General features: G+C 52.5%; 10 protein-coding genes and 1 pseudogene. 8 read left to right on the forward strand and 3 right to left on the reverse strand.

Annotated elements, in window-relative coordinates; all coding sequences use genetic code 11:
* Positions 1-90: 90 nt before the first annotated feature.
* The 4 genes and pseudogenes from ACQG19_RS11645 to ACQG19_RS11660 all read left to right on the forward strand — a co-directional run.
* Positions 91-1398: pseudogene (locus ACQG19_RS11645) on the forward strand (MFS transporter); the annotation flags it as partial.
* Positions 1395-2801 (forward strand): glucuronate isomerase, encoded by a 1407-nt coding sequence (gene uxaC, locus ACQG19_RS11650; RefSeq protein ID WP_058650374.1) that lies wholly within the window; start codon positions 1395-1397, stop codon positions 2799-2801. The pseudogene ACQG19_RS11645 and the gene uxaC, both read left to right, overlap by 4 nt.
* A gap of 27 nt (positions 2802-2828) precedes the next feature.
* Entirely contained in the window at positions 2829-4367 is a 1539-nt protein-coding gene (locus tag ACQG19_RS11655; RefSeq protein ID WP_246931890.1) for an MFS transporter, read from the forward strand.
* A 224-nt stretch (positions 4368-4591) separates the two neighbouring features.
* Positions 4592-6055 carry a mannitol dehydrogenase family protein gene (locus ACQG19_RS11660; RefSeq protein ID WP_246931888.1) on the forward strand — a complete coding sequence of 488 codons (1464 nt, stop codon included), beginning with the start codon at positions 4592-4594 and terminating at the stop codon, positions 6053-6055.
* A 42-nt stretch (positions 6056-6097) separates the two neighbouring features.
* On the opposite strand, the gene ydfZ is transcribed toward ACQG19_RS11660, so the two are convergent.
* Positions 6098-6301: a putative selenium delivery protein YdfZ gene (ydfZ, locus tag ACQG19_RS11665; RefSeq protein WP_013096785.1), complete on the reverse strand. Its 204-nt coding sequence runs from the start codon at positions 6299-6301 to the stop codon at positions 6098-6100.
* A 289-nt stretch (positions 6302-6590) separates the two neighbouring features.
* On the opposite strand from ydfZ, the gene ACQG19_RS11670 reads away from it, so the two are divergent.
* Positions 6591-7022, forward strand: a complete 432-nt coding sequence (locus ACQG19_RS11670) for a universal stress protein (protein WP_038419309.1) — start codon at positions 6591-6593, stop codon at positions 7020-7022.
* Positions 7023-7054: 32 nt separating this feature from the next.
* Here ACQG19_RS11670 and ACQG19_RS11675 read toward each other — a convergent pair whose 3' ends face one another.
* Entirely contained in the window at positions 7055-7741 is a 687-nt protein-coding gene (locus ACQG19_RS11675) for a GntR family transcriptional regulator (RefSeq protein WP_246931886.1), read from the reverse strand.
* A 91-nt stretch (positions 7742-7832) separates the two neighbouring features.
* Positions 7833-8579 (reverse strand): bifunctional NADP-dependent 3-hydroxy acid dehydrogenase/3-hydroxypropionate dehydrogenase YdfG, encoded by a 747-nt coding sequence (gene ydfG, locus ACQG19_RS11680; RefSeq protein WP_020688209.1) that lies wholly within the window; start codon positions 8577-8579, stop codon positions 7833-7835.
* A gap of 143 nt (positions 8580-8722) precedes the next feature.
* Here ydfG and dcp point away from each other — a divergent pair, with 143 nt between their 5' ends.
* The 3 genes from dcp to asd all read left to right on the forward strand — a co-directional run bounded on the left by dcp (position 8723) and on the right by asd (position 13231).
* The gene (gene dcp / locus ACQG19_RS11685; RefSeq protein ID WP_246931885.1) at positions 8723-10756 is read left to right on the forward strand and encodes a peptidyl-dipeptidase Dcp; all 2034 of its coding nucleotides are present in this window, start codon (positions 8723-8725) and stop codon (positions 10754-10756) included.
* A 222-nt stretch (positions 10757-10978) separates the two neighbouring features.
* On the forward strand, positions 10979-11782 hold the full coding sequence (locus ACQG19_RS11690) for a DUF6694 family lipoprotein (RefSeq protein ID WP_058679416.1): 804 nt from the start codon (positions 10979-10981) through the stop codon (positions 11780-11782).
* Positions 11783-12112: 330 nt separating this feature from the next.
* Positions 12113-13231: an aspartate-semialdehyde dehydrogenase gene (asd, locus tag ACQG19_RS11695; RefSeq protein ID WP_058650370.1), complete on the forward strand. Its 1119-nt coding sequence runs from the start codon at positions 12113-12115 to the stop codon at positions 13229-13231.
* Positions 13232-13265 lie beyond the last annotated feature (34 nt).

Here is a 13265-nt window from a genome sequence, read left to right on the forward strand (position 1 = left end):
ACCGTGGAGGGTAGTGATTCATCTTGCGCTAATGTTTTGGTTTAAGCCTGCTTTCAACTTACATCAGCATACATCCTGTTTGTAGTGCCGCAAATTATGGATTTTCAGCTCTACTCGCTGGGGGCCGCGCTGGTCTTCCATGAGATCTTTTTCCCGGAACAGTCCGCGGCCATGGCGCTGATCCTGGCGATGGGGACCTACGGCGCAGGCTATATTGCGCGCATCGTCGGCGCCTTTATCTTCGGCAGAATGGGCGACCGGATCGGTCGTAAAAAGGTGCTGTTTATTACCATCACCATGATGGGGATCTGTACCACCCTGATTGGCGTGTTGCCGACCTACGGCCAGATTGGCATTTTTGCGCCGGTTCTGCTGGTGACGCTGCGCATTATTCAGGGGCTGGGTGCCGGGGCAGAAATCTCCGGTGCAGGAACCATGCTGGCCGAGTATGCGCCAAAGGGCAAACGCGGGATCATCTCCTCGCTGGTGGCGATGGGGACCAACTGCGGAACCCTGAGTGCCACGGCGATCTGGGCGGTGATGTTCTTTGCTCTCGATCGTGAAGAACTGGTGGCATGGGGCTGGCGCGTGCCGTTCCTGGCCAGCGTCGTCGTGATGATCTTTGCCATCTGGCTGCGTATGAACCTGAAAGAGAGCCCGGTCTTCGAAAAAGTGAACGACGCTGAAGCTGCCGTACCGGTGGCGAAGCCGGATACCTCCCTTGGGGCGATGGTGAAAAGCAAATCCTTCTGGCTGGCCACCGGGCTGCGTTTTGGTCAGGCGGGTAACTCCGGTCTGATCCAGACGTTCCTTGCCGGGTATCTGGTACAGACGTTGCTGTTTGATAAAGCGATCCCCACCGATGCGCTGATGATAAGTTCAATCCTCGGGTTTATCTCTATCCCGCTGCTGGGCTGGCTGTCGGACAAAGTCGGGCGCCGTCTGCCGTATATCCTCCTCAACGTTTCCGCCATCATTCTGGCGTACCCGATGCTGTCGATTATCGTCGATAAAAGCTATGCGCCGGGCGTCATTATGCTCTCGATTATTGTCATTCATAACTTCGCGGTGCTGGGGCTGTTCGCGCTGGAAAACATCACCATGGCGGAGATGTTTGGCTCGCGTAATCGCTTTACCCGCATGGCCATCTCCAAAGAGGCGGGCGGTCTGGTGGCGGTGGGCTTTGGTCCGGTGCTGGCGGGGATCTTCTGCAACATGACCGGCTCCTGGTGGCCGATTGTCGCGATGCTGATTGCCTATTCCGTGATTGGTCTGGTTTCAGCCATTTTCATGCCGGAAGTGCGCGACCGTGATTTGAGCGCGGCACAAGACGCGGCTGAACCACAGGCGCTGAACGATAAGGCTGGTGAGTCACGCAAATATGGAGCGCTGCTATGAGTTTCATTAATGATAACTTTATGATTAGCAACGCCAGGGGCGTTGCGTTATATCGCGACGTCGCGAAAGAATTGCCGATAATTGACTATCACTGTCATCTGGTTGCGAAGGATATTTTCGAAAATAAACCGCTGGAGAACATTACCGAGCTTTGGCTTGCAGGCGATCACTACAAATGGCGCGCTATGCGCGCCAACGGTATAGATGAAAAATACATTACGGGCAGCGCCACCGCGGAAGAAAAATTTGCGGCGTGGGCTGAGACTGTCGACGCCAGTTATGGCAATCCGCTCTATCACTGGACGCATTTAGAACTGCATCACTATTTTTCCTGTGATGAACCGCTGGGCAGCCATAACTGGCGTGAAATAATGGAGCGCTGTAATCGTTTATTACAACAGCCTGATTTTACGCCCCGCGAACTGATTAAACGCTCAAAGGTGGAGGTCATTTGTACCACAGATGCCCCGCTGGATGACCTGCGTTACCATCAGTTATTGCGCGATGACGCAACATTCAACGTCAAGGTATTACCGACATTCCGCCCGGATGACGTTTTTACGTCGGATGCGCATCAGTTCGCCGACTTTACCGATCGACTAGCGGAGCTGACGGGGCGGTCCATTCACGCCTTTAGCGATTTTGCTGCTGCGCTCGGTGAGCGTATTGCCTGGTTCCACGACATGGGGTGCCGTATTTCGGATCATGGCCCTGTGGAGATCCATTATCAGGCTGCGGATGAAAGTATCGTGGAATCGATATTTGTCCGTAAACGGCAGGGTGAACATCTCAACGCGCGAGATAGCGCGATTCTTGACAGTGCTATTTTTATCATGCTGGCGCGTTATTACCGACAGCATGACTGGGCCATGCAGATACACTTCGGTGCGATACGCAATAATAATACCCGCATGTACCGTGCCCTGGGCATAAATATCGGGTTTGATTCACTGACGGATCAGGTCAATCTTGCTGCGAATATTAATCAGCTGCTGGATGCCATGGCCCTTGCAGACGCGCTGCCGAAAACCATTCTGTATAACCTCAACCCCAGCTACAACGATATTGTCGCGACGACGATCGCCAATTTTCAGAGTGCAGAACTGGGAGTGAAATCACCGATGCAATTCGGCTCCGGCTGGTGGTTTAACGACACCCGTCGCGGGATGGAAAACCAGCTCAACAGCCTGGCAGATCAGGGGCTGTTAATGAATTTTGTCGGCATGCTGACCGACTCCCGTAGCCTGGTCTCCTATACCCGTCACGATTATTTTCGCCGCATTCTATGCAATATGATCGGCGGTTGGGTGGAGCGGGGAGAAGTCCCTGATAATAACGATATTCTCACGCGGATGATTAAAAATATTTGCCACGACAACGCTAAGAATTATTTCAAATTTTAAATTCACTTCATCAAGTGGGGATGAAATATGTCTCGTGCGGCTAAAAAAATTACCATTCCGGTTAGTATCGGCTACGGACTAACGGATATTATGGGTGGCGGTGCATTTACCGTGATCGGCGCCTGGCTGTTATTTTTCTATACGACATTCGTTGGGCTATCGCCGGTTGAGGCAGCCTCCATTGTCGCCATCGCGCGTATTGTTGATGCCATTGTCAGTCTGTTTATGGGAAGTTTCACCGATCATTTTTACAAAAACTATTTTGGTAAAAAATTTGGTCGTCGACGCTTCTTTTTGCTGATCGGCGCGCCGTTAATGCTGGTCTATGCGTTACTGTGGCTTGATGGCATGACCTACGGTTTTTATCTCGCGGTCTATCTGGCGTTTGAAATTATCGCCGCGATGGTATTGATCCCTTGGGAAACGCTGCCATCGGAAATGACAAAAGACTTTAACCAGCGCACCAAACTTTCTACCTGTCGCATGTTCCTTTCTGCGTCCGGTACCTTCCTTGCGACGTTCATTCCGGGGCTGCTGATTGGCTATTTTGGGGAAAACAGCGCCCATGCTTATCTGATTAACGGCGTTATTTTTGCCGTCCTGTTTATGGTTTGCGTCTTTATCTCGTGGAAGGTGAGCTGGGAACGCGAGTTAACCCCGGAAATGCTGGCCGAGCTTGAAACAAGCACGGCGCCCCGAACGCTGACGCAAAAGCTGGCTGCCTTTGGTCGTCTCTTTAAAGAGTATGGTTCAACGCTGAAAATCCGGGCCTTCAGAAAACACCTTGCCATCTACCTGCTGTCGTTTACCGGGAAAGATGTCTACAACACCGTATTTGTCTTCTTCTGTGTTTACTGCCTGAATGTCTCTTCGTCGCTTGCCGGCACACTGCTGTCGATGAGTATCGTCGGCCTGCCTGTCACGCTGATTGCGGGAGTGGGGATCATTAAATTCGGGCCGTCGAAGCTGTATGTGTTTGCCTACTCGCTGATGATGCTCTGCCTGGGCGGCTTTTTCGCTGTGTATCAAATTCCGGCACTTAATACCGTCGCGACGCTGGTTGTTCTGGCCGGGTTATATCAGGTCGGTCGCTGTGTGCTGGAGTTTACGCCATGGAACGTCTTCCCTTTCATCCCCGATATTGACGAGATGGTTAGCCGCCAGCGTCGCGAGGGGTTGTTCGCGGCGGTGATGACCTTCTCCCGCAAAACGACCGTGGCCATCGCCACCTTTATTGTGGGGCTGCTGTTACAGAATGGCGGCTTTGTGAAGGGCAGCCAGACACAGCCGGAGGAGGCCATTCATACCATCGCAATGCTGATGTTCATCGGGACTGCGGGCTTACTCATCCTGGCGTTGTGGCAGGCATTAACGTTCCATCTGAACAAGCGTACGCACAAGATCTTCGTGGATGAACTGGACCTCCTGAAAGCAAACGGTTCTCCCCAGCTGGTTTCCGCCGAAGCACGCCGTGTGGTGGAAGATTTGACGGGGTATTCCTACGACAGGCTGTGCCGTGAGCCCGCTGGCCGTTCAGGCGCAGAACCGGCGCGTAATCTTGTGTGACGTTGGTATATATCTTTTTGAAAGATGTCACACAACTTAATTTTGATATCACACCAGTTAGCGCAAAGTTAATGTAAATCAATGTTCCGCTGAACATAACCCGTATGGTGGTGGGCAAGGCACCAGGGGGTTACTGCCATTCTGGCTGGTGTAGTCAACATGCGCGGCCGCGCGCCAACGTGCGGTCGCAGAACTCAGCTTCATTAATTAAACGAGTCTCAACCATGGAAAACCGATTATTACAGGCGAAAGCGACGCTGCCTCAGTACGATCGCGGCAGCCTCCAGGCACGCATTGTTCATTTAGGGTTTGGCGCGTTCCACCGTGCACACCAGGCGGTGTACGCCGATATTCTGGCCGCTGAACACGGCAGCGACTGGGGTTACACAGAAGTGAACCTGATTGGTGGCGAACAGCAGATTGCCGATCTGAACGCGCAGGATAACCTCTATACCGTGGCCGAAATGTCGGCGGACGCGTGGACATCACGGGTCGTCGGTGTGGTCAAAAATGCGCTGCACGCGCAGGTTGACGGGCTGGAGGCCGTACTGGCGGCGATGTGTGAGCCGCAGGTGGCGATTGTGTCGCTCACCATCACCGAAAAAGGCTACTGCCACTCACCGGCCACGGGCAAACTGATGCTCGATCACCCATTGATTGCGGCCGACCTGCAAAACCCGCATCAGCCCAAATCTGCGCCGGGTGTGGTGGTTGAAGCGCTGGCGCGACGCAAAGCGGCGGGGGTGCCTGCCTTTAGCGTTATGTCCTGTGACAACATGCCGGAGAACGGCCACGTTATGCGCAATGTCACCTGCGCCTATGCCCGCGCGGTCGACGCGGAGCTGGCCGCGTGGATTGAGGCCAACGTCACCTTCCCGTCAACCATGGTGGATCGTATTGTGCCTGCGGTGACGCCGGAAACGCTGGATAAAATCGAACAGCTGACCGGCGTACGTGATCCGGCGGGCGTGGCCTGCGAGCCGTTCCGTCAGTGGGTGATTGAAGATAACTTTGTCGCCGGACGTCCGCAGTGGGAAAAGGCGGGGGCGGAGCTGGTGGCCGACGTTATTCCGTTTGAAGAGATGAAGCTGCGGATGCTCAACGGCAGCCATTCTTTCCTGGCCTACCTTGGCTATCTGGCGGGTTATCAGCACATTAACGACTGTATGGAAGATGAACACTACCGTCGTGCCGCCCACGCGCTGATGCTGAAAGAGCAAGCGCCGACGCTGAAAGTAAAAGGGGTTGATTTAGGCCACTATGCCGATCTGCTGATAGCGCGCTACAGCAACCCGGCCCTGCGCCACCGGACCTGGCAAATCGCGATGGACGGCAGCCAGAAACTTCCGCAGCGTATGCTCGATTCCGTGCGCTGGCATCTGGTGCATCAGAAACCTTTCCCACTGCTGGCGCTGGGTGTGGCGGGCTGGATGCGCTATGTCGGCGGGGTGGATGAACAGGGGAACGCCATCGACGTGAGCGATCCTCAGCTGGCGGTGATTCAGGCAGCGGTCAACGGGAGCGCGGAAGGGGAAAGTCGGGTGAAAGCCCTGCTGGGCATTGAAGCCATCTTCGGTAAGGAACTGCCGCACGACACGTGCTTTGTGGAGGCGGTCATGACGGCGTATCAGACCCTTCTGCAAAATGGCGCGAAAGCCACAGTTGCGCAGTACGCGGCACAGCTGTAATTCAGTCATGCCGCCGTTCGCGGCGGCATGATGTCGCACCTGTTAGTGCATACCCAGGCGAATCAGTTCAATCGGTTCGAACTTACCTTCGCATCCTTCCACTTCCACCGTTTTGCTGCGACGTACCTGCGCGGCATCCAGTCCCTCGCTGTGGATCGCTTTAATTACCCCGGTATGCCCGGTGCCGTTAATCATTACGCGGCTGCCGGTGGTAATTGCATTACGGTTACGGTCGTAAGTCATCATGGTATTTTCTCCTCGCTAACACATCCGTTACGGCGCTATTTCAGGTTGTGCCGTCCACGGGGCACTATAAATACGCCTCTCTGGACGTCTTTTTTTTGTTTTTGATCAAACTCACACTTTTTTCTTCATTTCGGCAGGGCGATGACGGTTCACGACGGTAATTTACAAAGCGGACAGTTATTTTCTTTAATTGATAATTTCAACCAGTGAGCGTTTAAGTCTGGTTTATATTCCTGATGGCACTCTGGATGCAGTAAATAACGTTTCCTGGAAATAAGGAGTCAGGCTTATGTATAAGAAAATCTTGATGCCTGTTGATGTGTTTGAAATGAATTTAAGCGATAAAGCGGTGCGGCACGCGGCTAACCTGGCGAAGGCTGAAGGTGCATCGATAACCCTGGTCAACATTCTGCCCAACAGCAGCCGCTCGTTACTGCGCGGATTCAATGCAGATATCAGGAAGTTTGAAGAGTATATGACTGCGGAATCCAGCAAAAAGATGAAGGAGTTAACGCGTCTCTTCGATCTCTCCCCGGAGGACATTCATTGTGAGGTGCGTTTCGGCAACGTGCGCGATGAAATTATCAGGATGAGCAAAGAAGGGGAATATGACGTGATTGTTATCGGTTCAAAAAACCCGACTATCACCACGCATCTGCTGGGTTCAAATGCGGAATCTATCCTGCGCTACGCCACTATTCCGGTCCTGGTTGTACGCTAATCTCTCCGCCGCGCCGAAAGGGTGCGGCGAATTTAATCTTCGCTAAACCACTCGCTGTTTTCCTGCCGAATAAGCTGTACGGATTCGCTGATCTCCTGCAGATGGACGGTCATCGCTTTTTCCACACCGTCAGGGTCGCGTTTTTCCAGCGCGCTGAAAATATCATAATGCTGTCGAATCAACATTTCCGGTGGCGAGACGTGGTCAAGACTCATATACCGCACACGGTCGATCGTGGCTTTAATGTTTTCAATGGTATCCCAGGCCAGCTGACAATCGGCAATTTGCGCCAGCTTCTGGTGAAACTCATCATCGAGCTGAAAGAAGTCGTTAAGCTGTTTGCGGTCGATGGCAATACGCTGCTGATGCAGGTTTTGCTCCAGCCAGTAACACTGGTTGTCATTCATCAGCGTGGCCGCACGCCGGGCCACCGCGCACTCAATGGCCTGACGGACAAAACAGCCGTTACGGACCTGAGAAAGCGATATTTTATTCACATAGCTGCCGCGCTGCGGGCGGATCTGAATCAGGCCGTTTTCAGCAAGCTTGATAAACGCCTCACGTACGGGCTGACGGGAAACGTCAAAACGCACGGATACCTCTTTTTCTGAAAGCGGGGTACCTGGCGGGATCAGGCAATGCACAATATCACGTCGTAATATGCGATAGATTTGCTGGTTAACGGGCTGGGTGGGATTGAGTTGCGATTCAGCGGCCATGAGTTGTCATTTCTCAGAGAGTTAGCCTGAACATACTACCATTCTTTTATACCCTGATACAGACCCGGCCCGCAGGCCGGGAAGGGCAGAGTCAGCCTCGATGGACGTTAAGTCCGGCAAAGCTCTGGCTGACAGGCATCATCTCTACGGTGTTGATATTGACGTGGTTTGGCAACGTCGCGACCCACCAGACCGCTTCGGTGACATCTTCCGGCGTCAGCGCGTTGGCATTTTCGTAGGTTTTATCTGCTTTCGCGTCATCGCCTTTGAAACGCACGTTGGAGAACTCGGTACCGCCCACCAGGCCCGGCTCGATATCCGTGACGCGAATGGCGGTGCCGTGCAGATCGGTACGCAGGTTCAGGCTGAACTGACGCACGAACGCTTTTGTCGCACCATAGACGTTGCCGCCCGCATACGGCCAGCTTCCGGCGGTCGAGCCGATATTGATAATGTGGCCGCGATTGCGCTCCACCATGCCTGGCAGCACGGCGCGGGTCATATACACCAGCCCTTTGTTGTTGGTGTCGATCATGTTTTCCCAGTCTTCCACGCTGGCTTTGTGCGCGGGCTCCATACCCAGCGCCAGACCGGCGTTGTTGACCAGCACGTCAATGGCACGCCACTGCGCGGGGAGGTTGGCAATCATCTCTTCAATGGCGGCGCGGTTGCGCACATCAAGCTGCGCGGTCAGGATATTGTCACCCAGCTCTTCTTTCAGCTCCTGCAGACGCTCCTGACGGCGGCCGGTGGCAATCACCTTATGGCCGTTGGCGACGAAGCGACGCGTGATGCATTCACCAAAACCTGCCGTTGCCCCGGTAACTAAAATAATCATCTCACTGTTCCTCAACGCTTTTTGTGTTGTACTAACATAGCACGCCCTGAGAGGGTGCGTTAAGGCATCATTTGTATGACCGCATTGCGGTCAATGGCGGCCTGGCCTACTCTGGGAAAGTTAACCGTTATCAGGAGTAAAAGATGTCAACCCGTAACCCTTTTTTTGACATTAGCCTGCTGCCTTATCAGGCCCCGCGTTTTGATGAAATCAACGACAGCCACTATCGCCCGGCATTTGATGAGGCCATACGCCAGAAGCAGGCAGATATTGACGCCATCGTCGCGCAAACGGCAGCACCCGATTTCGATAATACGGTACTGGCGCTGGAGAAAAGCGGTGCCATGCTCGCGCGCGTCAGCAGTATTTTCTTTGCCATGACGTCGGCGCACACCAATGCCCGCCTTCAGGAGCTGGAAGAACAGCTCTCAACCGAGCTGGCCGCGCTGGCAAATGATATCTGGCTCAACGACACGTTATTTTCCCGCGTGGAGAGCGTCTGGCAGGATCGTGAGGCGCTGGATGCTGAGTCCCGCCGACTGGTCGAGGTGACGCACCAGCGCTTCGTGCTGGCCGGGGCGCGACTGAACGACGCTGAAAAAGCTGAACTGAAAGACCTGAACACACAAGTCGCCTCACTGATCAGCCAGTTCAACCAGCGACTGCTGGCCGCAGATAAGGCGGGCGGGCTGGTGGTGGATTATGTTCACCAGCTTGAGGGGTTAAGCGCAGAGGAGATCGCCACGGCTGCTCAGGCCGCCGCCGATAAAGGGCTGAAGGATCGCTGGCTAATCCCCCTCCTGAACACCACCCAACAACCTGCGCTTTCACTGCTTCGCAATCGACAGACCCGTGAAAATCTGTTCAACGCAGGCTGGCTGCGTACGCAGAAAGGCGATGAAAATGATACCCGCGAGCTGATCCTTCGTCTCACGGCATTGCGTGCGCGCCAGGCGCAGCTTTTGGGCTTTGACGACTTTGCGAGCTGGAGCATCGCCGACCAGATGGCAAAAACGCCGGAGGCCGCACTGACCTTTATGCGTGGAATTGTCCCTGCGGCGCGCACCCGTGCGGTGCAGGAGCAGGCCGATATCCAGAAAGTCATTGATGATGAGCAGGGCGGCTTCACCGTGCAGGCCTGGGACTGGGCCTTTTATGCCGAGCGTGTGCGTCAGGCGAAATATGCCCTGGATGAGTCGCAAATTAAGCCGTATTTTGCGCTCAATAACGTACTGCATGATGGCGTATTCTGGACGGCCAGCCAGCTGTTTGGCATCCGCTTCGTCGAGCGCTTCGATATTCCGGTGTATCACCCGGACGTCCGCGTGTGGGAAATTTTCGACCACACCGGAGAAGGCATGGCGCTGTTCTACGGCGATTTCTTCGCTCGCGATTCCAAACAGGGCGGAGCGTGGATGGGGAATTTCGTCGAGCAATCATATGAATTTGCCTCCCGTCCAGTTATCTACAACGTGTGTAACTATCAAAAACCCAGCCACGGAGGCGCCGCGCTGCTCTCCTGGGATGATGTAATAACCCTGTTCCACGAATTTGGTCATACGCTGCACGGCCTGTTTGCCAGTCAGCGCTACGCCACGCTGTCCGGGACCAATACCCCGCGTGATTTTGTTGAGTTCCCGTCGCAAATCAATGAGCACTGGGCCAGCCACCCGCAGGTATTTACCCACTATGCCCGCCATTACGAGACCGGCGAACCGATGCCGGACGCGCTGCGCGAAAGCATGCTCAACGCAACGCATTTCAACAAAGGCTATGACATGACGGAAACGCTCAGCGCCGCGCTGCTGGACATGAACTGGCACGGCATTCGTGAGGCCGTTTCGAGCGTAGAGGAATTTGAAAAAGCAGCGTTGGAAAAAGAGGGGCTGGATCTGCCCGCCGTACCGCCACGTTATCGCAGCAGCTACTTCGCGCATATCTTCGGCGGCGGCTATGCGGCAGGTTATTACGCCTACCTGTGGACGCAGATGCTGGCGGACGATGGCTATCAGTGGTTTGTCGAGCAGGGCGGTTTAACTCGCGAGAATGGGCAAAAATTCCGTGAGGCGATTCTGTCGCGCGGGAACAGCACGGATTTAGCAGAACTGTACCGAAACTGGCGCGGGCACGATCCGAAGATTGAGCCGATGCTGGAGAATCGCGGGCTGAGCGAGTAGCGTCATTTTTTGGCTTAAACAGGACCGGGCGGAAGCCCGGTTTTTTTGTCCAGTTTCTCTTCTCGAAAACGCCTCTAATTTTGCTCCGCACTGGCGAAGCAGTTAAAGCTAAGGGTTTCGTCTGGTATGCAACAAATTTCCAATAACATGCACAAGTAGATTTTGTAGTGTGGTCAAACTCTGGTAGGATTAATCTTAATTTTTTACTGATGGAACAGGAACATGAAGAAAATTGTTGGTGTGTTATTACTTTCTTGCTTACTCGTCGGGTGCGATAAACCCAAAATTGATTCTTCAACTGATGCTGCAATGAAATCCTCGATAGCCAAAGTCAGAGATTCACTTCCGGAAAATAAACGGGAGGAATTCGATAGCGCCTTAAAGGTTGTGGCATTCAGTAACATCAATATGGCTGACCTGATGCGTTCCACTTCAAATAATGATAACGAAGAGATAAGCAAAAAGATGCGCGAAAGCCTGTCTGGTAAGACGGGTGAAGAAATAATCTCTTACGCACAGCAAGTCACTGCTGAGAGAGAGATGAAGTTAAAAGAAAAGATGACTCAGGAAATCAAAGCGCTGGAACAGAAAAAAGCTGACGCCGACGTGGCTAAAAAAGAGTTGATGAAAATCCAGGTTTTATCATCCAGATTTACCATGGAGCCTGAGCAAGACGGTAAGCCACAACCCGTAATTAGACTGGTTGTTAAAAATAATACTGATACCGTTATCTCCAGAGCGTACCTGCACGGAGTGATGGCAAGCGAGGGATACTCAGTACCATGGCTGGTAAGTAATTTTTTCTATGACATTCCTGAGGGGCTTAAGCCAAATGAAGAAGCCACATGGGCTATTGCCCCCCCTAAGAATTCTGAATGGGGTGTACTTTATGCCCCAAAAGACGCTGTTTTGACTGTGACACTCGTAAGAGTGGACGGTACTGATAATCAGATGTTGTATGATGCAACAATTTTCACTGAGGAAGATAACAGCAGGCTTGAAGAGTTGAAGAAAAAAAATCTCTGATCTTTAAAGACTAACCGACCCGCCACCCGGCGGGTTTTTTATGCGTTGAGGAAAGGTGGCGTTGCAAACGGCGCATCGGTGTGGGCATCGGCTTCGCTGATAACTATGACTTTATGTTTCCCCGGGGCATAAAATCGTTTTAAACAGCCTAATTAAAGATATCTATTTTTTTTGACTTGAACACAAACCAATATTCATCAGTTTCGCTAACCCCTTATTAAACATTCTTATTATTGCAAAAACGAGTAAAATAAAGAATGACGCGCGGGATTTAACGGGTTATAAACTTTACCTCTCTTAACACTTTTGTAACGTCATTGAGGTAAACCCGTGAAGCAGGTTGGCATTGTTGGTTGGCGCGGTATGGTTGGGTCAGTATTGCTGCAACGCATGGTCGAAGAAAATGATTTTAATGATATTGCAGCCAGTTTTTTTAGTACGTCTTCCGTTGGAGCGCCTGGGCCTGTCATTAACGGTGTCCGTTCGGTACTTAAAGATGCGTATTCCCTGGATGCGCTGGCGGAAATGGATATCATCATTACCTGCCAGGGCGGTGAATATACAAAATCGATGTATCAATCATTAATTGATCATGGTTGGGAAGGTTACTGGATCGATGCCGCATCAGCGCTGCGAATGGACGAAAGAGCCTGTATCATCCTGGATCCTGTGAACCGTGAAAATATCGATGATTCCATCAAAAAGGGCGGTAAACTTTTTGTAGGCGGAAACTGTTCAATCACCTTAAGCCTGATGGGGCTCGCCGGTTTGATCAAGGCCGATCTCATTGAATGGATGAGCGTGATGACCTATCAGTCAGCTTCGGGGGCGGGTGCAAAGCATGTCCGCGAGTTGATCGCCCAAAGTGCATTTGTCACCCGAAACTTAACCCCCGATGAGCTGGAAAACGCAGGCTCGGTGCTTCCTCTGGTCAATAAAGTCAGCGAACTGATTAACAGCAGTGACTTGCCTGTTGAGAATTTTGGCGCGCCGCTGATGGGGAGCATCATTCCCTGGATTGATAGCGACCTGGGAGATGGCAATAGCCGCGAAGAGTGGAAGGGTGAAGCAGAAACAAATAAAATCCTTGGCCTGAAAAAAGGCACCATCCCGGTTAATGGTCTGTGCATTCGTGTTGGTGTAATCAGGTGCCATAGTGCGGCCATTACAATGAAACTCAAACGCGAAGTGGATGAAGTTGAATTTGCTAAAAGGGTAAGCGATGCTCATCCCTGGGTAAAATACGTCCCTAATAATAAAGAGGCCAGCGTCAGCCAGCTTACTCCCGCACATATTAGCGGCACGCTTAAGGTTGGCGTAGGGCGTTATAAAAAAATGGCGCTAAATAATGAACCTGTTTATTCGGTATTGACCGTGGGGGATCAACTATTATGGGGGGCAGCGGAACCATTACGCCGCATGCTTAATATTTTGCTTAACAGAATATAATGGGTTTAGACCTGTTGTTCATTATTAGCTGAAA

The sequence above is a fragment of the Enterobacter cloacae complex sp. 277I4 genome, from assembly GCF_050031465.1.
GTDB classification, from domain to species: Bacteria; Pseudomonadota; Gammaproteobacteria; order Enterobacterales; family Enterobacteriaceae; genus Enterobacter; species Enterobacter cloacae.